The organism is Microbacterium sp. NPDC089987, assembly GCF_044748505.1.
Classification (GTDB): Bacteria; Actinomycetota; Actinomycetes; order Actinomycetales; family Microbacteriaceae; genus Microbacterium.
In genome coordinates this window covers 693,018-714,840 of sequence record NZ_JBIVGE010000002.1, presented here as the reverse complement: position 1 = coordinate 714,840, position 21,823 = coordinate 693,018, and the positions used below count along the sequence as shown (strand labels likewise).

The window sequence follows — 21,823 nt, the reverse complement described above, 5'->3', positions numbered from 1 at the left end:
CAACACTCCAGTGCGCCCAGGGGGCCGACACTCCAGATGTCGGACGCGTTGCCTGGAAGCGTCCGACATCTGGAGTGTCGGCCCCCGTTTCGTATGCGGGCGGGCCGGAAGGCAAACTGCGGGCGGGGGCACCGGGTCAGCCGCGCGCCAGCATCGCGAGGTGCAGTGCCGCCACCGTCTCGCCGTTGTCGAGGTCGGCGCCGAGCAGGTCGGAGATCACGGCGAGGCGCTGGTAGAACACCGACCGCGACAGGTGGGAAGCCGATGCCGCCGCCGTGCGACTGCCGGGATGCGCCACCACAGCGGCGAGCACCCGCAACAGATCGCCCTGATGCTGCTCGTCGTACCGGATCAGCGGCGCGAGCAGCCGCTCGCTGTGCTCCTGCAGCCGGTGGTCGTCGCCGAGCTCGCTGACCAGCCGGGTGAGCGGCCGGTCGTCGACGCGACGCACCTCGCCCGCGCGCAGTCGCGCGGCGAGCAGACGAGTGGGGCGGACGGATGCCAGCAGCTGAGCCACCGTCTGGACTTCCGGCCCCACGGCGAGCCCCACCGCGGCCTCGAGCGCGGCTCGGCTCAGCGCGCTCGCGCGCAGCGCCGCCGGTGCGGACACCAGCATCACGGCCGAGCCGTCATGCACGGTGCCCAGCGCCCGGGCGGCCCCGCGATCGGTGGCCTCGACTGCGGTGAGGATGGCGATCAGGGCGTCCAGCGCCGCCGCATCCGCCCCCTCGGCGACCAACACGCCGAGCACCCGCCCCCGAACGGGCAGTCCCGCCGCCTGCAGGCGAGCCGCGACATCCTCGTCGCCGGTGTGCCTGCCGCTGAGCACCGCGTCGACCAGATCGCGCGCGGGCAGCACGGCCCATTCGTCGGGCCCGTCCGCCAGACGCGCGAGGGCGAGGGCGGTCGCAGCGAGCTCGAGCACGGTCATCCGTCCCGCCGGATGCTCGACCCCGGGCAGCGCGACGAGCGTGCCCCAGCGCACGCCGCGGGCCTCGACCGGCACGGCGAGCAGTCCGTCGCCCGTTCGCGAGAGGGTCGCCCAGTCGGCGAGCACATCGCGCGCGGTCTCGTTCCACAGCTCAGCGGTGACGACCTCGCGGCCCAGAGTCTCGAGTACGACGGGTGCATGCAGCGTCTGCGCGGCGGCATGCACGACGGTATCGGCGGGAGCTCCGCGCAGCGTGAGGCCGGTGAACAGCTCGTGCAGACGCTGCCGTTCCTGCAGCGCCTCCAGCTGGCCGGAGATGATGCGCCGGTGCACCGCCTCGGTGACGGTCACGAACTTCACCACGCGCTCCAGCGCGATCAGAGCGAGGCCGTGAGCCCGGCACGCTGTGATCAGCGCGGGCGGTGCGACCGGGAAGCGCGCCCCGAGCTCGAGCACGATGCCCGCCGCCCCGGCCTCGGCGAGGCTCGCCGCGACGGCCCGCAGCGCCGCGTCCGTGCCGCTCCACCCCGCCGCGGTCGTCAGCAGCAGCTCACCGCCGTCAAGCAGACCGGCGACCTCGTCGCTGTCCGAGACGTGCACCCAGCGCACCCTGGCATCCAGCGGGATGCCGCCCACGAGCACCTGCGGATCACCCGACGCCAGCACACCGGCGTCGAGCACGTCGCGCACGCGCGGCAGGGCGATGTCGTCCGGACGATCTGTCTGAATGCGGTCATCTTCCGTACGCTCTGCGGCCACGTACCCATTCTTGCCGCTGGAATCATGAGAAGCGAGCCAGACAGCCTCCTCGGTCAGTCTGTGCGAGTCAGCCCGAACCACTCGATGAGGAGAACCTCCGTGACCACGATCCGTCACTACGTCGACGGCGCCGAGACCGGCACCACCGACCGGACCCTGCCTGTCTACAACCCCGCCACCGGTGAGGCGCACCGCCAGGTCGCCGCCGCCAGCGCGCAGGAGGTCGAATCGGCGATCGCGTCGGCCAAGGCCGCGCAGCCCGCGTGGCGCGCATCCAGCCTCATCAAGCGCGCCGACGTGTTCTTCCGGCTGCGGCAGATCCTCGCCGAGCGCACCGACGAGCTCGCCGCGATCGTCACCAGCGAGCACGGCAAGGTGCTCTCGGATGCCGCCGGCGAGGTGTCGCGCGGCATCGAGAACGTCGAGTTCGCCGCCGGCCTGCTGCACCACCTCAAGGGCGAGCGCGCCGAGCAGGTCTCGCGCGGCGTCGACGTGCACTCGGTCAAGCAGCCCGTCGGCGTGGTCGCCTGCATCACCCCGTTCAACTTCCCTGTGATGGTCCCGCTGTGGATGATCGCCTCGGCGATCGCCTGCGGCAACACCGTCGTGCTCAAGCCCAGCGAGAAGGACCCGTCTGCAGCCATCTGGATCGCCAAGGCGTTCCAGGAGGCCGGTCTGCCCGACGGTGTGCTCAACGTCGTCAACGGCGACAAGGTGGCCGTCGACACACTCCTGGAATCGAAGGACATCGGCGCGATCAGCTTCGTCGGCTCCACCCCGATCGCGAAGTCCATCTACGAACGAGCGGCGGCCAACGGCAAGCGCGTTCAGGCGCTCGGCGGCGCGAAGAACCACATGGTCGTCATGCCCGACGCCGACCTCGACGGCGCCGCGGCCGCCGCCATCTCGGCCGCCTACGGCTCGGCCGGCGAGCGCTGCATGGCGGTCTCCGTGCTGGTCGCCGTCGGCGACATCGCCGATGACCTGATCGATGGCATCCGCACCCGCATCGCCGATCTGCGCATCGGCGACGGCACCGACTCCGCCTCCGAGATGGGCCCACTGATCACCCGCGAGCACCGCGACAAGGTCGTCTCCTACGTCGAGGGCGCGGCCGCTGAGGGCGCAACCGTCGTCGTCGACGGCACCCAGAAGCAGTTCGACGGCGACGGATTCTTCACCGGGGTCACCCTGCTCGACGACGTGCAGCCCGGCATGAAGGTGTACGAAGACGAGATCTTCGGTCCGGTGCTCTCGGTCGTGCGGGTCGACAGCTACGTCGAGGCGGTCGAGCTGATCAACGCGAACGCATTCGGCAACGGCACGGCGATCTTCACCCGCGACGGCGGCACCGCCCGCCAGTTCGAATTCGACATCGAGGTCGGCATGGTCGGCGTCAACGTGCCGATCCCCGTGCCGGTCGGCGCGTTCTCGTTCGGCGGCTGGAAGAACTCGCTGTTCGGCGACTCGCACATCTACGGCCCCGAGTCGATCAACTTCTACACGCGCTCGAAGGTCGTCACCACGCGCTGGCCCGGCCACACCCCGGCCCAGGTCGACCTCGGCTTCCCGAGCAACCACTGAGCGAGGACGATCAGGATCATGAGCCAGTACACCGACCGGCACGGAGCGACGCACACGCTGCCCGCCCCTGAAGCCGAGGCGCAGGTGCGCGCCGATGACCGCGCGCACGTCTTCCACTCCTGGAGCGCGCAAGCGCTCATCGACCCGGTTCCGGTCGCCACCGGGGCGGGCTCGACGTTCTGGGACTACGCCGGCACCGCGTACCTCGACTTCGCGAGTCAGCTGGTCAACCTGAACCTCGGGCACCAGCATCCGGATCTCGTCGACGCGATCCAGCAGCAGGCGGGACGTCTGGCGACCATCCAGCCGTCGGTCGCGAACGACGTGCGCGGAGAACTCGCCAGGCTGATCGCCGGCGTCGCGCCCGAGGGCCTCGAGAAGGTGTTCTTCACCAACGGCGGCGCCGAGGCGAACGAGTACGCGGTGCGCCTCGCGCGCCAGTCGACGGGGCGCCGCAAGGTGCTCTCGATGTACCGCAGCTATCACGGGTCGACGTCGACGGCGATATCGCTCACCGGCGACCCGCGCCGCTGGGCCAACGATGTCAGCGACACCGGGGCCGTGCGCTTCTTCGGGCCGTACCTGTACCGCTCGCCGTTCCACGCCGAGACTCCCGAGCAGGAGAGCGAGCGCGCGCTGGCGCACCTCGAGCAGACGATCCTGCTCGAGGGTCCGTCGACGATCGCGGCGATCATCATCGAGTCGGTGGTCGGCACGAACGGTGTGCTCGTGCCGCCACCCGGATACCTGCAGGGCGTGCGCGAGCTGTGCGACCGGCACGGCATCGTGTACATCGCCGACGAGGTGATGGTCGGCTTCGGCCGCATAGGCGAATGGTTCGGGTTCCAGGCGTACGGCGGGCAGCCCGACCTGATCACCTTCGCGAAAGGCGTGAACTCGGGGTACGTGCCGCTGGGCGGTGTGGTCATCTCAGACCGGATCGCCGCGCACTTCGACACCACGCCGTTCGCGGGAGGACTCACCTATTCGGGGCACCCGCTGGCATGCGCCGTCGGTGTGGCGACCTTCGAGGTGTTCGCTCGCGACGGCATCCTCGAGCGGGTCCGCGACCTCGGCGAGCGCGTGGTCGAGCCGACGCTGCGCTCGTGGGCCGAGACGCACCCGAGTGTGGGCGAGGTGCGCGGGCGCGGTCTGTTCTGGGCCGTCGAGCTGGTGCGCGATCGCGAGACCCGCGAGCCGCTCGTGCCGTTCAACGCGTCGGGGGCGGACGCGGCTCCCATGGGTGCGTTCGCGGCGGCCGCGAAGAAGGCCGGCGTGTGGCCATTCGTGCACTTCAACCGCACGCATATCGCCCCGCCGCTGGTGATCACCGAGGACGAGCTCGTGCGCGGCCTGTCGGCGATCGACGAGGCCCTCACGGTGGCCGACGGCTACACGGCCTGACGCCCCGCACCCTCGGGCGGACGGGAGACGCCGGTGAGCTTATCCGCTCACCGGCGTTTCCGTCCCGTTCGGGCCGTGCGAGGTCAGATACGTACGGCTTGGGGCCGCTTTCCGTACCGGAGTGACCCCGCATCGCGCGTGGAAGCACGTCGGCCGGGTCCGCACCGAATGCCGCGACCGGTGCGGGGCCAGAAACGTGCGCTCCCGCGCCACTTTCCGTACCGGACTGACCCCGCATCGGCGAGACACTCCGATGCAAGGGAGCGAGTCAGAGTGTGCCGGACGAGCGCAGACCCCGCTCGCACCGGGGTCCGCTCACACGACCGGGACCGGCACCGAATCGATCAGCAGCCGGGTGTACTCGTGCTGTGGGGCCGCCAGCAGCTGATCGGTGGCTCCGCGCTCGACGATCTCTCCGCGCCGCATCACGATCGTCTGCTCGCACACCCGCCTGACGACGGCGAGGTCGTGGCTGATGAACAGCAGCGTCAGGCCCTGCCTGCGCCGGCTGTCGGCGACGAGGTCCAAAACCTGCGCCTGCACCGACACGTCGAGCGCGCTTGTCGCCTCATCCATCACCAGAAGGTCGGGCTCGATCGCGAGCGCCCTGGCGATCGCCACGCGCTGCCGCTGACCGCCGGAGAGGGTCTTCGGCCGGGCGGCCGCGTGCTCAGCGTCCAGCCCCACCGACATCAGCAGGTCGAGCGCACGCTCGCGGGCGACCTCGCGTGAGATGCCGGTGTGCAGGATCAGCGCGTCCTCGACGGCGCGGCCGGCGGCAATGCGCGGATCGAGCGACAGATACGGATCCTGGAACACCATCTGCACGCTCTTGGCCCTGGCGAGCCGCTCGACGCGGGTGCGCGGCCGGTCGGTGGCCGAGCGTCCGCCGATGCGGATCTCACCGCTGTCGACGCCCTCCAAGCCGACGATCATGCGCGCCAGGGTCGACTTGCCTGATCCCGATTCGCCGACGACCGCGAGCGCTCCGCCGGCCGGGATCACCAGGTCGGCGTCGACGACGGCCTTCACCTCATGGCCTCCGCGCACCCGGTACGTCTTCGAGACACCGGCGACCTGCACCATGGCATCCGCCTGCGGCCCATCCGACGGCTTGCGGGCCTCGCCCGCAATGCGGGGGGTCGCGGCGACCAGGTGCCGAGTGTACTCGGCGGTGGGAGCGACCAGCACGTCACGCGCCGGGCCCTGCTCGACGATCGCCCCGTCCTTCATCACGACCAGGCGGTCGCACAGGGACCCGGCGAGGTTCAGGTCATGGGTGATGAACAGCATCCCCATCCCCCGCTGAGCGCACAGCTCGCGCAGGACCTGCACGATCTCGGCCTGGGTGGTCACATCGAGGGCCGTGGTCGGCTCGTCGCAGACGAGCAGCCGTGGGCCGGTGGTCAGCGCTCCGGCGATCATCACGCGCTGCAGCATGCCGCCCGACAGCTCATGCGGATGCTGGTCGAGATGCTCGGCGGGAGCGGGCAGCCGCACCGCGGTGAGCAGCTCCTCGGCCCTGCCGCGTGCCGCCTGGTTGCGCCACGGCTTCTCACCGGGCGCGGGAGCCAGGCGCAGCGCCTCGGTCACGTGGTCGCCGACCGTGCGCATCGGGTTGATGCCCGCACGCGGATCCTGGAACACCATGGCCGCAGCCTTGCGTCGGATGCCCTGCAGCGGCGCTCCCCCGTCGAGCGGCGACTGCCCCTCGACGCGTACCGTGCCGCCGACGACCGCACCCTCGGGCAGCAACCCGAGCACGCTTCGCGCGGTGAGCGACTTGCCCGACCCCGACTCGCCGACCAGGCCGACCGTCTCGCCCGCCGCGACGGTGAGGGTGATGTCGTGCAGCAGCCTCCGGCCGTCGGCCAGGTCGAGCGTCAACCCGTTGATGTCGAGCAGGGTCGCCGAGTCTGCGGCTCGCTCGGTCTTCGCTGTGGTGATCATGCGGGGATCTCCCCTCCGATGCGGTCGGACAGTTCCTCGCCGAGGATGTTCACGGCGACCACGACGATGACGACGACGACGGCGGGCACGATCGCGGGCAGGAACTGCGCCGCCGCGACACCCGCCTGGGCCTCGTTGATCATGCCGCCCCAGTCGGCGGTCGGCGGTTGCACGCCGAGGCCGAGGAACGACAGGCCGGCGAGCTCGGCGAGCACGTAGCCAAAGTTCAGGGTGGACTGCGCGCCGACGATCGGCACCACATTGGGCAGCACTCTGCGCAGCGCGATCCACGGGCCGCTGAAGCCCTGCACGCGGTATGCGGCGACATACGGTCGATGGCGCTCCGCGGCGATCAGACTGCGAGTGAGGCGGGCGACGAACGGCGCGTAGGCGATGCTCATCGCAATGACCGGGGCCACCAGCCCCTTGCCGAACAGCGCGACCGCCATGATCGCGATCAGCAGCGAGGGGAAGGCGAACAGCACGTCGAACACCCGGCCCAGCATGGCGTCGATCCAGCCGCCTCGCCATCCAGCGATGAGCCCGAGCAGGATGCCGAGGAAGGTCGAGAACACGACGACGAGCAGGGGACCGACCAGGGCGGTGCGTCCGCCGTGGATCACGCGGCTGAGGATGTCACGACCGAGCGCATCGGTGCCCAGCCAGTGCGCGGCCGAGGGCGGCGCGTGGAAGGCCGAGAAGTCGACGGCGTCCGGGTCGTAGGGGGCGACCCAGGGCGCGAGGATCGCGGCGAGGGTGACGATGATCAGCACCGCGGCGCTGATGGTGAAGGTGATGTGCGGTCGGGCCGCGCGCGGCGCGCGCAGCAGCTTCACCGCCATGGTGGGCGTTGCGGTCGCGGTCATCGGGCACCTGCTCCGGCTGCGGATCGAGGGTCGATCCAGGGTTCGAGGATGTCGACGATCGCGTTCATGACCACGAACGCCGTGACCACGAGAAGCACGATCGCCTGGACGACGGGGAAGTCGAGTCTGTCGACCGACTGCACGAGCAGCGAGCCGACTCCGGAGATGCCGAAGGCCGCCTCGACGATCGTGCTCGCCACGATCAAGCCCGCGACGAGCACGCCCGACACGGTGAGGATCGGACCGAGCGAGTTGCGCAGCACGTGCCGCCGCAGCACCGTCCCGCGGGAGAGTCCGCGGCTGGTGGCGACCTCGACGTGCTCGCGCGTCAGCTGCTCGACCATCGCCGAGCGGGTGACCTTTCCGACCAGCACGATGAAGACGAGTCCGAGCGCGATCGACGGGAGGATCAGGTGGTGCACGCGGTCGAGGAAGCCCTCCCCGGAACCGAAGGTGGGGAACCAGCCCAGCTGCACCGAGAAGATCGCGATGAGCACGATCGATCCGACGAACGACGGGATGGCGCCGAGCACCGTCAGTCCGATCAGGATGATTCGGTCGGTCGCCCTGCCCCGGTTCAGCGCGGCGATGGCTCCGAGCACGAGCCCCACCACGGCGATCAGCAGACCAGCCATGACCACCAGCGTCAGCGTGACGGGCAGGCGCTCGCCGAGCACCACCGACACGTCCTGGCGGTACTGCAGCGAGCGGCCGAAGTCGCCCTGCGCCATGCCGCCCACCCACTTCAGATACTGCTGCCAGGGCGGCAGGTCGAGTCCGTACTGCGCGGTGATCTGCGCGATCGCCTCCCCGCTGGGCTTGCGCCCGCGCAGCAGGAACCGCACCGGGTCACCGGGCACGACGAAGCGCGAGAAGAAGACGAGCAGCGATGCCAGGAAGAGCGTGAGGAGGAGTCCTCCCAGCTTTCCGACGACGCGTCGGGTGGTCTTCATGTCCGGCAGCCTCCTTCGGGTAGGGGGACGGATGCCGATCAGCGGGCGCCGATCGTGGCCGCCCACGGGTAGTACAGGAACGCCATCGACGGCTCGAGACCGGTGATGCGCTCCCCGAGGAACAGCGGGATGGGCCCCTGGAACAGGGGCAGCCAGGGCAGCTCGGCGTTGGCGATCTGCTGCGCCTTGGCGGTCAGCTCGCTGCGCTCGGCGGGGTCATCGGTCGCGATCGCCTGGTTGACCACCTCGTCGAACTCCGGGTTCGACCAGTTGCCGTAGTTGCTGAACTCGCCGGTACGCAGCACCGAGTACATCTCGAGCGCGTCGGGGCTGGAGAGGTACCAGCTGGTGTAGAACAGGTCGACGCCCTCGCGTGCACTCGGGTCGGAGAAGAGCGCCGTGTAGGCGGCGGGGCTCACCGACTCGACCTTGAGCTTCAGCCCGATCGACTGTGCGGCGGCCGCCGTGGCCTGCGAGATGACGGCGAAGTCGTTGCCGATCGGCGCGGTGACGTAGGTGAGCTCCTCACCTTCGACGCCGGCCTCGGCGATGAGCTTCTTGGCCTCCTCGAGATCCTGTTCGTAGGAGGTGATGTCATCGAAGGCCGCGGTGCGCGCGGCATCCGAGGCGTCACCCCACACCGACTCGGTGGTGAAGACGTCGGTGACCTCGCCGACGCCGCGCACGGCGGCCTGGATGAGGCCCTCACGGTCCATGGCGAGCAGCAGTGCCTTTCGCACCCGCAGGTCGCCCAGCGGCCCCTCGAGGTTGCTGATCACCAGGTCCCCGACTGAGGTACTCGGGGCGAACAGCGCGTCGCCCTTGCCGGATTGGCGCAGCTGCGGCACAGCCTCGATCGGGATCATCCACGAGCCGTCCACATCGCCAGACTTCAACGCGTTGACGCGGGCGGTGGAGTCGCCCATGAAGACGAACTTGACCTCGCCCGAGCGGGCGCTCAGCTCGTCGTCCCAATAGTCGTCGTTGCGGGTGAGTGTGATCGACTCTCCCGACCTCCACTCGGTGAGCGAGAAGGGTCCGGTGCAGTTGACGAGGCCCGACGAGTTGCCGTAGTCCTGGCCCTTCTCCTCCAACGTGGCCGCAGACTCGACGACGCCGGCGGAGCCGCCCATCGAGAGGTTGAACTGCGAGTCCGGGGTGTTCGTGGTGACGGTGACCTCACGGTCGCCGGTCTTCTCGATGCTCGCGACGTTCTGGTATACGGAGTACCAAGACGACCCGACGGCCGGGTCGAGGTGGCGGCTCAGCGAGGCGACCACGTCGTCGGCCGTCAGCGGCGTGCCGTCGTGGAAGCTCACGCCGTCGCGGATGGTGTAGACCCACGTGGTCGGGGTGGTGTGCTCGAACTTCTCGGCGAGCGCGGGTGACACCGTGAAGTCAGGGTTCAGGCGCAGCAGCGACTCGCAGACGTTCGCCAGCACCTGGTTGTCGCTGTAGTCGAACGCGTAGGCGTAGTCGAGCGAGTACGGCTCTGAGTAGCTTGCGAAGGTGAAGCTGTCGATGTCGCCGCTCGGCTCCGCGGTCTGGGTGGTGAGCTCCCAGTCGAGCGCCTTGCCGCCGTCGGCGCCGTCCGTGCTGTTCTTGGCCGGGCCGCAGCCGGTCAGCAGACCGGCGGCGAGAAGGACGGCGGCGCCGAAGGCGACCGGACGGGCGGTGCGGGTCGGGTTCATGAGGACTCCCTGGACGGGTCGGTGAGGGCGGATGCTGTGCTGCTGCTGTCATGGACCCGGCGGCCGTTGATCCAGGTCTGCTCGACGCGGGTGCGGTGCAGCTCTTCGGCCGGGAGGCCGAACGGGTCGGGGGAGATCACGACGAGATCGGCGAGGTAGCCCTCGCGGATGCTGCCGGTGTCGTGATCGCGGTGGTTCACCCAGGCGCTGCCCGAGGTGTAGGCGGCCAGCGCGGTCGCCAGGTCGAGGCACTGGTGCGCACCGCCGAGGGGGCCGCGATCGGAGCCGGGGTAGGCGCGATTCACGGCGATGTGGATGGCATCGAGCGGCGCGGCGCTCGAGACCGGCCAGTCGCTTCCCGCCGCGAGGCGGGCGCCGGCGCGCACGAGGTCGCCGAACGGGTACTGGCGCTCGACGAGTCCGTCCTGCAGGAAGGGCAGCGTGAGCTCGTCGAGCTGGTCCTCGTGCGTGGCCCACAGCGCCTGCAGGTTCGCGACGGCATCGAGCTCGGCGAAGCGCGGCACATCCTCCTCGGCGATCACCTGCAGGTGTGCGAGGTGGTGCCGTCCATCGGTCGCGCCGTTGGCCGCCCGGGCCACCTCGAGCGCGTCGAGGGCCTCACGAACGGCTCGATCGCCCAGTGCGTGCATGTGCACCTGCTGACCTGCCGCGTCGAGGGCGGTGACGTACTCGCGCAGCTTCTCCGGGTCGATGAAGCTCAGACCGTGGTTGTGGGTGTCGTGGCCGTGGTGATCGCGGTACGGCGTGAGCATGGCCGCCGTCTGGTTCTCGGCGACGCCGTCGACCATGATCTTCGTGGTGCCGACGCTGAGGCGCCCGGCCGGCTCGATCGCCGACACGCGGTCACGCTCGGAGACCATGTGCTCGACCTGCTCGAGGCCGCCGCTGCGCACCCACCACTGGGCGCCGGTGACGTGCACCTGCAGCGTGCCTTCGGCGAGCGCGCGCTCGTAGACGGGCAGCGGGTCGGCGAGCGCTGCGTTGCCCTGCCCGACCATGGCATCCTGCCATCCGGTGATGCCGAGCGGGACAAGCTCTTCCTGGGCGCGCAGCAGACCGCGGTAGGCGAGGTCGGCGTCGGTCTTCGGCCGCACCTCCTCGAACAGGTCACCGGCGCCCTCGTGGAACGTCCCCGCCGGGAATCCGTCGGCCTCGCGTTCGATGCGCCCGTCTGCGGGGTCCGCGGTCTCGGCGCTCAGCCCAGCGCGGCGGATGGCCTCGCTCGACGCCCACGCGCTGTGGTGGTCACGGCTCAGCAGCAGCACGGGCCGGCCGGGGGCGGCCTCGTCGAGCAGCGTGCGCCCGGGCGCGCCGCCGGGGAAGTGATCCATCGACCACCCTCCGCCGAGGATCCACTCCTCATCGGGGTTGGCTTCGGCGTAGCCGCGCACGAGCTCGACCGCCTCCTCCGCCGACTCCGCGTCGGAGAGGTTGCACTGCAGCAGCTCGACGCCACCGCCGACCGCGTGGATGTGCGCGTCCTGGAAGCCGGGGCTCAGCAGGGCGCCGGCCAGGTCGATGCGCTCAGCGCCGGGGGCTGCGAAGGCGAGAGCCTCCGCCTCGGGGGCGACGGCGGCGATGCGTCCGTCGCGGATCACGACCGCGTGGTTCTGCAGGGGCTCACCGGAGCCGGTGAAGACCGCGCCGCCGTGGAAGACGATGTCCGTCATTCCGTTCCTTCCTCGTCGAAGTGTGGATCGCCTCACGTTATGGGATGCGCAACACCGATGTCAACACTGTTGACAGCATTGTTGCGCACGTCGTGGCCCGCGTGGCACGATGTAGCGACCGCTCATCCGCCGATCGAGGAGACGCTCACCATGGCGAAAGCCGCAGACTCCGACCGCACCACCCGTGCCCGGCTCGACCCCCGGGTCATCATCGAGGCCGGGCTCGACCTGGCATCCACCCCCGGTGTCTCGTCCGTCTCGGTGCGCGAGCTCGGCACCAGACTCGGCGCCGATCCCACGGCGATCTACCGGCACTTCCGCAGCAAGGAAGCCCTGATGGCGGCCCTGCTCGACGAGCTGAACGCGCGGGCCGTCGCATCGGTCGACGTGCCCGCAGACCAGTGGTCCGAGCGTCTGCGAGCCCTCGCCATCTCTACCCTCGAGTGGTACCGCCGGCATCCGGCCATCGCCATCGAGGCTACCTCGCTGACCACCCATGGCGCGGGCGAACTCGCCGCCGTCGAGCTCATGCTCGACGCGTTCCACCGGGCAGGACTCCGCGACGACGAGCTCGTGCGGCACTACGCCCTGATGGCCACCCACGTGCTCTCCGTGACCGCCGGTATCGCGCGCAGTCACGCCGAACGCGACGGCGACGGCGACGGCGGGGACGAGAACGCCTGGTTCGACGCCCCCCTGCTCGCCGACCCGCGCGCCTTCCCCCTCATCGCCGCCAACAGCGCCGCGCTCGCCGATCTGCAGGACCGCGATCTGTTTCTGATGGGGGTCGACCTCATCATCGAATCCGCCGCGCGAACCGCGGCATCCTGACCTCTGAATCCCACCACCTGGAGAGATCAATGAAGATCGTCATCGTCGGCGCCGGCATCGGCGGCCTCGCAACCGCCCTCAGCCTGGAGGCCGCCGGCTTCCGCGACATCGAGATCCACGAGCGCACCACCGAGATCCGCGGCCTCGGCGTGGGCCTCAACCTGCTGCCGCACGCCATCCGCGAGCTCACCGAGCTGGGCCTCGACGACCGCATCAGCACGCTCGGCGTGGCTCCGGCGACCCTCAGCTACATGAATCGCCAGGGTCAGCTGATCTGGAGTGAGCCACGCGGAGTCGAGGCGGGATACCGCTGGCCACAGCTGTCGGTGCACCGTGGTCGGCTGCAGCTCGCACTGCGGGATGCCGTGATCGAGCGCCTCGGCGACGTGATCCGTCTCGGTCATCGGCTCATCGACGTGCGCACGGGCGATCACGGCCGCGAGATCGCCCGGTTCGAGAACGCCGACGGCCTGAAGGTCGAGGCCGAAGGCGATGTGATCGTCGGCGCCGACGGCATCCACTCCGCCCTGCGCGCGCTGCGCTACCCCGCTGAGGGTGCGCCGCCGTGGAGCGGGCTGACGCTGTGGCGCGGCGTCGCCGTGGTGCCCGAGTTCCTCGACGGACGCACCATGATCATGGCCGGCGACCCCGAACAGAAGTTCGTCGCGTACCCGCTCGCCGCTGAGCCGGGCGATGCGGGCGCACGGGTGAACTTCATCGCCGAGCGCCGCGGCACCGGATCCCCCGATGCAGACTGGAACCGCTCCGTCGACCCCTGGCCGATTGCCGCGCTGTTCGAGGGATGGACGTACGACTGGCTCGACATCCCGGCAGTCATCTCGGCGGCCGAGCAGATCCTCGAGTACCCGATGGTCGACCGCGATGCCCTTCCCCGTTGGACGTTCGGGCGCACCACACTTCTCGGCGACGCCGCGCACGCCATGTACCCGAACGGCTCGAACGGCGGCTCGCAGGCCATTCTCGACGCGCGCACCCTCGCCTTCCACCTCGCCACCGAGCCCGACATCGACCCCGCCCTCGCTGCCTACGAGCACGCACGACGGCCCGCGATGACAGAGCTGCTCGCGACCACTCGCGCCACCGGCCCCGAGCGGGTCATGCAGATCGCCCGCGAGCGCGCCCCCGAAGGGTTCGCCGATGTACACGACGTGATCTCCGCCGAAGAGCTCGAAGAGGTGGCGAACGGCTACAAGCGGGCCGCCGGGTTCCACCCGTCGACGTTGAACGAGCGCGCCTCGTTGTCCGCGGTGCGCGCATGACGTTCGACGCGCTTCCCCTGCCGACGCTGACCCCCGCGTTCGACGTCACGGTCGACCTGGGCGCGCCCGAGGTGCACGGAACGACCAGCGCGGGCCTCCGCCGCGTCGTCCCGATCCTCGGCGGCCGCATCACCGGCGCCGTCGAAGCCGACCTGCTGCCCGGCGGCGCCGACTGGCAGGTCGTGCGCCCCGACGGCACCATCGAGGTGGATGCCCGGTACACGGCGCGCACCGCTGAAGGCGAGCTGCTTCTGCTGCACGCCTCGGGCCTGCGCACAGGAACTCCCGAGGTGCTCGAGCGCCTCGCGCGCGGCGAGGACGTCGACCCGCACGAGTACGAGTTCCGCACGGTCGTGCGGGTGGAGACCGCGTCACCCCGGCTGGCCGCACTGCAGCGCTCCCTGTTCCTGGCATCCGCCGAGCGACGCACCTCGACGGTGCTCTACCGCGCGCACCGCATCGGCTGACTCTCCCTCCTCGGAGGTGGGAAACGCCGGTCAGCACACCCGCTGACCGGCGTTTCGCCTCTGTGGGCAGAGCGGATCAGCCGGCGTTTCCGGCCTCGATCAGCGCGTCGACCTGTTCCCTTGTCACGCCCATGCTCGGGAAGGCGCCGAGTCGCCCGATCGGGAACGACTCCATCATCTTCGCCATCAAATCATCCTCGCCAGGCTCGTCGTCGGCATCCATCAGCTGCTCGCGCACGATCGCGCCGACGATCGGATGCGAGAGCAGCTCACCCAGAGATGAATCGCGGGTCAGCGGCTGGTGCACCTCGTCGCCGACGACGTCGACCTGGACACCCGCGCGGATATCGCGGCTGGAGGCCGCGATCTCGATGCGGTAAGGGCCGCCCTCGACGACCCACCGGTCGACGCGGATGTCCCAATACGCGAGGTCCTCGCGCCGCACCACCAGCTCGACGTCCGCTGTGGCGCCCGCCGCGATCAACACCGAGGCGAATGCCTTGAGCTCGCGCGGCGCACGCTCGACGGCCGAGCCGGCACGACCGGTGTACAGCTGCACCACCTCGCGCCCATCCCGCTCGCCGGCGTTGGTCACGGGCACGCGCACGACGACGTCGCCGGATTCGTTCACCGACGCCTTCGGCGTCCCGTAGGAGAAGCGCGTATAGGAGAGCCCGTGACCGAACGGGAACGCGACGTCCATGCGGCGCTGGTCGTACCAGCGGTACCCGACGAACAGCCCCTCGCCGTAGCGCACATGGCCGAACGAGCCGGGGAACGATCCGAACGCCGGGGTGTCCTCGAGCCGGTGCGGGATGGTCTCTGCGAGGCGGGCCGACGGGTTCACGACGCCGGTGAGCACATCGACGGTCGCCGACCCGCCGGCCTGACCGAGCAGCCACGCCTCGACGATGGCAGGCACTCGCTCAGCGAACGGCACAGCCACGACGGCGCCGTTCGAGAGCACGACGACGGTGTTCGGGTTCACGGCGAGCACGGCGTCCAGCAGCTCGAGCTGCCGAGGCGCCAGATCGATGTGCTCGCGGTCGAATCCCTCCGACTCCTCCGCATCCGTCAGCCCGAGGAAGACGACGGCGATGTCGCGCGAAGCCGCGAGGGCGACGGCCTCTGCGCCGAGCGTCTCGGTATCTGCGGCGGAAGCGCGGGAGACAGGGAAGCCCGCTGCGAACGCGACCCGGTCGCCGGCGACTGCGGTGAACGCGTCGAGCGCGGAATCGACGCGGGAGGGGTTGATGTGCGACGAGCCGCCGCCCTGGAAGCGCGGGGTGCGCGCGAACTCCCCGATGAGCGCGATCGACGCATCCGGTGCGAGCGGCAGCAGCGGCTGTCTCCCCTCGCCGACCGGATCGTTCTTCAGCAGAACGATGGACCGCGCGGCCGCCTCGCGGGCGAGGGCGTGGTGCGCCTCGACGTCGAGCGGGCCGGATGCCGCGGGTCGGGCCTGCGCCTTGCCGGCGAGCGCCGCCGCGCGGCCGGCCGCGCGATCGAGCACGGCTTCGTCGAGCGAGCCGTCCCGGACCGCCGCGACGATCTGGGCGTCGGTCGTGCCGTCGCCGCCGGGCATCTCGAGATCGAGACCGGCCACGAGAGCGGCGACCCGGTCGTTCACAGCGCCCCAGTCCGAGACGACGAGACCGTCGAAGCCCCATTCGTCGCGCAGCACCTGGGTGAGCAGCCACGGGTCCTCCGACGCGTACACGCCGTTGACGCGGTTGTACGAGCACATCACGGTCCACGGCTGGGCGTCGGTGACGACGCGCTCGAAGGCGCGCAGGTACATCTCGCGCAGCGGGCGCGCGTCGATGTCGGCTGACACGCGCATGCGATCGGTCTCCTGGTTGTTCGCGGCGAAGTGCTTGAGCGACGCGCCGACGCCCTGCGACTGGATGCCGCGCACCAGCCCCGCACCCATCACCCCGGCCAGCAGCGGGTCTTCGGAGAGGTACTCGAAGTTGCGGCCGCACAGCGGCGAGCGCTTGAGGTTGACTCCTGGCCCCAGCACCACCGCCACGTCTTCGATGGCCGCCTCGACACCGATAGCGCTGCCGATCCGTTCGGCCAGCGCCGGATCGAACGTCGACGCGATCGCCGCCGCGGGAGGGAAGCAGGTCGCGGGAACGCTGTCGTCGAGTCCGAGGTGGTCGCCGGCGCCCGCCTGTTTGCGCAGTCCGTGCGGGCCGTCTGTGAGCATCATCGCCGGGATTCCCGGAGCCTGCTTCGTGTGCCAGAAGTCGGCCCCGCTGGTGAGGGATGCCTTCTGCTCGAGAGTGAGGGATGTGAGGTCGGTCATGGGGTTCCTTCTGATCTCGGATGGGTCGCGGCTCAAGCGCGGCTCAGGTGCGGCTGGTCTGCACGGCTCAGCGCAGCGCGTCGACCGAGCGGTACGCCTTGGCTTCGTCGCGGGTGGGGGTGTCGTACACACGCGCAGTGCCGGAGGCATCGAGCCGCGGCCATCCCGGATCACCGTCGCGCACGAACGCGACGGCGGCCGAGTGCACCTCGTCGGCGAGCGCCTGCGGTGGGTTGGGTCCGGCGAGCGGCTGCATCGCCGGACCGTCGAGGCAGTCGAAGAAGAACGGCACATCGAGGCAGTGCTCGGCGAACCCGAACGCTCCCGACGGCCACGCGAATCGGTACAGCCAGGTCGGTGCCGGGCCTCGATCGGCGGCGATGTCGAGCACCGCGGTGCGGAACATCCGGTCGGTGAGCACCCGGCCCGCCAGCCTGGTCTTGCCGAGGGCTGCGACGTCGGCGTTCGCGGCGAGGTACGCCTTACGCCGACTGCGCGGCACGCCGAGCTTGCCGAGCAGCATGCCGGTGGGCACCCAGCGAAGGGTCTTGGCCACGTCGGCCATCGCCATCGTGAACTCGTCGTCGGTGGCCCCCATCACAAGCGGCTTGTCAGCACCGACTCCGGCACGCAGCGATTCGCGAGTGGTCTGCGGCAGCAAATCGCCGTCGACCACAGGTCCCAGCGGGAGCCCGTCGTCGATGATCGAGTCCATCAGGTTCTCGGTGGCCTTCTTCTGCAGCTCCAGCAGCCGCTCCTCCGACACGCTGCGCAAGCCCTCGAGTGTCGACTCGACCCCGGCATCCGCCGCCATTCGCCGCCCGAACGCCTCAGCGCGGGCGGCCGAGACGTCTCCGAGCGCACCCGAGATCGCGTACCCGCCACGGAAGAGGTGCTGCGCGCTCGGCATCCCGAGCAGGGTGAGCACCGCTCCACCGCCGGCGGACTGCCCGGCGATGGTGACCCGCGCAGGGTCGCCGCCGAATACGGTGATGTTCTGCTGCACCCACTCCAGGGCGAGCAGCCAGTCGCGCACCCCGCGGTTCGAAGGCGCGCCGCCGATCCAGCCGAACCCGTCGAAGCCGAGCCGGTACGAGATCGTCACGGTGACGACGTCGTCGCGGTTGAAGTTGCGTCCGTCGTACCAGGGACTGGCCGGAGACCCGGCGAAGTACCCGCCGCCGTGGATCCACACCAGCACGGGCAGACCCCCTCCCGGGGCTGTGACCGCCGGATCCGGTGTGAACACGTTGACGTTCAGAGTGCTCTCCCCCGGAACGCTCGGCTCGGGGATCAGGGTCACGCCGGGGTCGCCGCGCTGCGTCGTGGGTGCGAAGGCCAGGGCATCCCGCACGCCCTGCCACGGCGCCTTCGGCACCGGGGCGGCGAATCGCAGCTCACCGACCGGCGGCTCGGCGAACGGGATGCCGAGGAACGCCGCCGACCGGGGATTGCCCGTGCTGCCGGTGGTGGGGCGCCAGCGCCCGCGCACGCGGCCTGCCGCAGTCTGCACCTCGACGAGGTCTGTGGTCTGCTCGGTCATGGAGTCTCCTCTCGTCACGCCTGTCATCGCACGCCCTTGATCGGAGCGATCGCGATCGCGGCCAGCACCACGAAGATCATCCCGAACACGAACAGCATCGGGTAGCCCCCGAGCGAGGTGATGATGAGCGCGGCGATGCCCGAGCTGAGCGCCTGGGGAATGTTGGTGGCGACGTTGAGGATGCCGAGGTCCTTGCCGGCGTCTGATCCCTCGCTGGGCAGAACCTCGGTCATCAGTGCCGCATCGACGGACATGTACAGTCCGAAGCCGATGCCGTTGACGATGCTCAGCACGATCATCCCGGTCATGTCGGGCATGATCAGAGGGGCAGCGAGGCCCGCGACCATCACGACCGATGCGACGTAGATGAACACCTTGCGGCGGCCGACCTTGTCGCTCCACCAGCCCGAGAGCAGGATCGCCACCAGCGTCGGCACCAACGACACGAGCGTGAGGGTGACCGTGGCGCCCTGTGCCTCGACGATCGACATGCCGATGTAGTCCGTCAGCAGGTAGAGCTGGTACGCCGCGACGACGAAGTAGCCGAGGATCAGCAGGAAGCGGGCGGTGAACGCCCAGAAGAAGTCGGGGTGCCGGCGGGGGTTGACCCAGAACCCCTTGAAGAACGTCGCCCAGTTGAAGTCAGCCACCGCGGCATCCTTCGACGACCAGTCGCGGTTGACGAGCACGAACAGCACGGTGATCACGATGACGGCGATGCCGAAGGTCGAGTACCCGATGCCCAGCTGCGTGCCCAGGGCAGCGGCGAGCATGACGCCCACGGTCATGCCGAGCTGGGTTCCGAGGCCGATCATGGCGCTCGCGCCGCCGCGCTGCGACCGCGTGAAGCGATCGGCGGTGATCGTGGTCAGCGGCGCCTGCAGGAAGTTGAGAGCCACCTGGATGATCACCCAGAAGACGGTGATCCACAGGATGTCGGTGAGCGAGCCCATACCGAACAGGAAGATCCCGCCGACCAGTGCTCCCATGACCATCCACGGCGCACGTCGGCCGAAGCGCGAGCGGGTGCGGTCGCTGAGCGCGCCGGCGAGGGGCTGGGCGAACAGCGTGAACACGAACGACACGGTCGTCACGATGAAAAGGTTGCCGACCTTGTTCGCGTCGTCCAGCAGGGCGATCTGGGTGGGCAGCAGGATGACGACGAGACCGCCGTATGTGGCATAGAGGGTGAGCGCGGCGACCAGCAGTCCAGCGCGCAACGCCCGCCCCGCGGGCGGACTGGCAGCCGGCTCCCCCGCCCGGGGTGGGGTGGCGGAGATCACGCCGGTGGGCGCGACGGCGACGATCGGATCGGGTGCGGACATGTCTGCTCCTCGTCGAGCGGTGAGAATGGGTCGGAAAGGGCCGGATGCCGAACGGTGTTCGGTATTTGCTTCCATGCTTGCAGGCCCGGCGAGGGTAACGCAAGCTATTCTCGAACAATGTTCGGCTTTAGTGTGCGTCGGTAGTGTGGAGCCATGGCACGACGAGGGGCATATGCGAAGGGCGTGGCCAAACGCGAGGAGATCCTCGCCGCGGCGCTCGCCGTCGTCGCCGAGCGCGGGTACGGGAAGGCCTCCGTGCGCGAGATCGCCGAGGCGGCCGGTCTCAGCCCCGCCGGGCTGCTGCACTACTTCGGCTCGAAGGAGGAGTTGTTCGTCGCCATCCTGGCCGCGCGCGACGCCCGAGACACCGAGGAGTACGAGGGGCTCAGCTTCGCCGAATCGTTGGTCGCAATCGTGCGGCACAACGCATCGGTGCCCGGATTGGTGCACCTGTACGCCCGGCTCGCCGCCGATGCCGGTGACGCCGAGCACCCCGCACGGAAATTCTTCCTCGACCGCACGGCGATGCTCGAGACGATGGCGCGCGATGCCCTGGCCGAGGCGCAGCAGGAGGGCGAGATCCGCGCCGACGTCTCACCGGAGTGGGTCATGCGCGTGCTGCACGCCGCCGCTGACGGCCTGCAGACCGCGTGGATGCTCGACCCCACGATCGACATGGCCGCCGATCTGGAGGAGTTCCTGCGGGTGCTCCGCCCGGTATGAACGACACCGAAGACGAGTCCGCGAGCGACGCGTTGATCGCGCAGACAGCAGACGGCCCGGTGCGAGGCATCCGCCGACCCGACGGATCGCTCGCCTTCCTCGGCATCCCTTACGCTGCACCGCCGACCGGCCGCCGGCGGTTCCAGCCTCCGCAGCCCGTGACGCCGTGGGCGGATCCGCTCGATGCGACGCAGTACGGCCCCACGCCGCAGCGACGCGAGGAGCCGAATGCGATCATCCCCGAACCGAGCATCCCCGGCACCGCGACCCTGAATCTCAACGTCTTCACCCCTGCGATCGCCGGCAGCGCCCCTGTGCTGGTCTGGATCCACGGTGGCGGGTACTCCTCGGGCTCGCCCGCCAGCCCCTGGTACGACGGGCGCGCCTTCGTGCGCGACGGGATCGTCACCGTCGCGATCTCGTACCGACTCGGCTTCGACGGCTTCGGCTTGATCGACGGCGCGCCAGACAACCGCGGCGTGCGCGACTGGCTCGCCGCGCTCGAGTGGGTGCAGCGCAACATCGACGGCTTCGGCGGCGACCCTGGCCGTGTGACGATCGCAGGGCAGTCCGCCGGCGGCGGCGCGGTGCTGACGCTACTCGGGATGCCCGAGGCCCAGCATCTGTTCCGCGCGGCGATCTCGATCAGCGGCGCCCTCGGCGACCTGCCACGCGACCGCGCGAAGAGACGCAGCGAGCGTCTGGCATCGATGATCGGCTGCGAGCCGACGCTCGAGGGCTTCCGCGGTGTGAAGGAGCGCGAACTCACGCGGCGCCAGTACGAGGCGTCCCTGTTGGGCAAGACCCGCCTCGCCGCCACCACCGCGACCCTCACCGACGGCCTGCCGTGGGGACCGGTGATCGACGGCGCGCTGATCACCCGCCCGACCGTCGACTCGTACGCCGCGGGCGTGGGCGCCGACAAGCCGCTGCTGCTCGGGGCGACCGACGACGAGTTCACGATGGTATTCGACGGCGCCCCGCGCATCCTGCGCTGGGTGCCGGTGCCGCTCGCCCTGCTGCTTGTCGAGAAGACCCGCGCGCTGCGTCGCGGCTGGCGCCGGGCGAACCGGGCTCGGCGAGGCTCGGGTGCGGCGCTCGGTCGTTTCGTGACCGACAGGGTGTTCCGCTCGCTCGTGGTGCGGATCGCCGAGACCAGACGGGATGCCCGCACCTGGGCGTACCGGTTCGCCTGGACGTCGCCGACGAACGGGTGGTCGTACCACTGCCTCGACGTGCCGTTCTGGTTCGACTGCCTCGACGACCCGCACGTGGCTCGCATCGCAGGCGACGATCCTCCACAGCACCTCGCTGATGAGATGCACGCCGCCGCGGTCTCGTTCATCCGCGACGGCGACCCCGGCTGGCCGGCCTGGCGCACCGAGCCCGGCACCACCCGCGTGTTCGGTGACCAGCCCGCGCTCTCCCGCTCGGCCTACGACGACGCCCTGCCCCTGGTTTGACGCCGCGCGTCTCGCGCAACACCGCGAGGCTGGCGCCACACCGCGAACCCC

At 70.2% G+C, this 21,823-nt stretch carries 16 protein-coding genes; 7 read left to right on the top strand and 9 right to left on the bottom strand.

Features of this window, described 5'->3' with window-relative positions; genetic code table 11:
- Positions 1-136 precede the first annotated feature (136 nt).
- Complete coding sequence (locus ACIPV2_RS11020) at positions 137-1,690, bottom strand: PucR family transcriptional regulator ligand-binding domain-containing protein (protein ID WP_400841187.1); 1,554 nt, start codon at positions 1,688-1,690, stop codon at positions 137-139.
- Positions 1,691-1,789: 99 nt separating this feature from the next.
- On the opposite strand from ACIPV2_RS11020, the gene ACIPV2_RS11015 reads away from it, so the two are divergent.
- Complete coding sequence (locus ACIPV2_RS11015) at positions 1,790-3,274, top strand: CoA-acylating methylmalonate-semialdehyde dehydrogenase (protein WP_400841184.1); 1,485 nt, start codon at positions 1,790-1,792, stop codon at positions 3,272-3,274.
- A gap of 18 nt (positions 3,275-3,292) precedes the next feature.
- The gene (locus ACIPV2_RS11010; RefSeq protein WP_400841181.1) at positions 3,293-4,678 is read left to right on the top strand and encodes an aspartate aminotransferase family protein; all 1,386 of its coding nucleotides are present in this window, start codon (positions 3,293-3,295) and stop codon (positions 4,676-4,678) included.
- Between the two features lie 315 nt (positions 4,679-4,993).
- Here ACIPV2_RS11010 and nikE read toward each other — a convergent pair whose 3' ends face one another.
- From nikE to ACIPV2_RS10985, 5 genes are read right to left on the bottom strand one after another with little or no spacing between them, the layout of a single operon-like run.
- A complete protein-coding gene (gene nikE, locus ACIPV2_RS11005) occupies positions 4,994-6,628 on the bottom strand; it encodes a nickel ABC transporter ATP-binding protein NikE (RefSeq protein ID WP_400841179.1) in 1,635 nt (544 codons plus the stop codon).
- The gene (locus ACIPV2_RS11000) at positions 6,625-7,494 is read right to left on the bottom strand and encodes an ABC transporter permease (RefSeq protein ID WP_400841177.1); all 870 of its coding nucleotides are present in this window, start codon (positions 7,492-7,494) and stop codon (positions 6,625-6,627) included. The genes nikE and ACIPV2_RS11000 overlap by 4 nt, the downstream gene beginning before the upstream one ends.
- The gene (locus ACIPV2_RS10995; RefSeq protein WP_400841175.1) at positions 7,491-8,447 is read right to left on the bottom strand and encodes an ABC transporter permease; all 957 of its coding nucleotides are present in this window, start codon (positions 8,445-8,447) and stop codon (positions 7,491-7,493) included. The genes ACIPV2_RS11000 and ACIPV2_RS10995 overlap by 4 nt, the downstream gene beginning before the upstream one ends.
- A gap of 38 nt (positions 8,448-8,485) precedes the next feature.
- Entirely contained in the window at positions 8,486-10,138 is a 1,653-nt protein-coding gene (locus ACIPV2_RS10990; protein WP_400841173.1) for an ABC transporter substrate-binding protein, read from the bottom strand.
- Complete coding sequence (locus ACIPV2_RS10985) at positions 10,135-11,829, bottom strand: amidohydrolase (protein ID WP_400841171.1); 1,695 nt, start codon at positions 11,827-11,829, stop codon at positions 10,135-10,137. The genes ACIPV2_RS10990 and ACIPV2_RS10985 overlap by 4 nt, the downstream gene beginning before the upstream one ends.
- A 150-nt stretch (positions 11,830-11,979) precedes the next feature.
- Here ACIPV2_RS10985 and ACIPV2_RS10980 point away from each other — a divergent pair, with 150 nt between their 5' ends.
- Genes ACIPV2_RS10980 through ACIPV2_RS10970 form a run of 3 tightly spaced genes read left to right on the top strand, consistent with a single transcriptional unit; the run spans position 11,980 to position 14,407 of the window.
- A complete protein-coding gene (locus tag ACIPV2_RS10980) occupies positions 11,980-12,660 on the top strand; it encodes a TetR/AcrR family transcriptional regulator (protein ID WP_400841169.1) in 681 nt (226 codons plus the stop codon).
- Between the two features lie 29 nt (positions 12,661-12,689).
- A complete protein-coding gene (locus ACIPV2_RS10975; protein WP_400841167.1) occupies positions 12,690-13,940 on the top strand; it encodes a flavin-dependent oxidoreductase in 1,251 nt (416 codons plus the stop codon).
- A complete protein-coding gene (locus ACIPV2_RS10970; protein ID WP_400841165.1) occupies positions 13,937-14,407 on the top strand; it encodes a DUF3237 domain-containing protein in 471 nt (156 codons plus the stop codon). The genes ACIPV2_RS10975 and ACIPV2_RS10970 overlap by 4 nt, the downstream gene beginning before the upstream one ends.
- 76 nt (positions 14,408-14,483) lie before the next feature.
- On the opposite strand, the gene ACIPV2_RS10965 is transcribed toward ACIPV2_RS10970, so the two are convergent.
- From ACIPV2_RS10965 to ACIPV2_RS10955, 3 genes are all read right to left on the bottom strand, one after another.
- Positions 14,484-16,718: a glycoside hydrolase family 3 C-terminal domain-containing protein gene (locus tag ACIPV2_RS10965; RefSeq protein WP_400841163.1), complete on the bottom strand. Its 2,235-nt coding sequence runs from the start codon at positions 16,716-16,718 to the stop codon at positions 14,484-14,486.
- 67 nt (positions 16,719-16,785) lie between these two features.
- A complete protein-coding gene (locus ACIPV2_RS10960; RefSeq protein ID WP_400841161.1) occupies positions 16,786-18,261 on the bottom strand; it encodes a carboxylesterase/lipase family protein in 1,476 nt (491 codons plus the stop codon).
- 23 nt (positions 18,262-18,284) lie between these two features.
- Positions 18,285-19,586, bottom strand: a complete 1,302-nt coding sequence (locus tag ACIPV2_RS10955; protein ID WP_400841159.1) for an MFS transporter — start codon at positions 19,584-19,586, stop codon at positions 18,285-18,287.
- 153 nt (positions 19,587-19,739) lie between these two features.
- On the opposite strand from ACIPV2_RS10955, the gene ACIPV2_RS10950 reads away from it, so the two are divergent.
- Positions 19,740-20,309 carry a TetR/AcrR family transcriptional regulator gene (locus ACIPV2_RS10950; protein WP_400841157.1) on the top strand — a complete coding sequence of 190 codons (570 nt, stop codon included), beginning with the start codon at positions 19,740-19,742 and terminating at the stop codon, positions 20,307-20,309.
- Entirely contained in the window at positions 20,306-21,772 is a 1,467-nt protein-coding gene (locus ACIPV2_RS10945; RefSeq protein ID WP_400841155.1) for a carboxylesterase/lipase family protein, read from the top strand. Before ACIPV2_RS10950 ends, ACIPV2_RS10945 begins: the two co-directional genes overlap by 4 nt.
- Positions 21,773-21,823 lie beyond the last annotated feature (51 nt).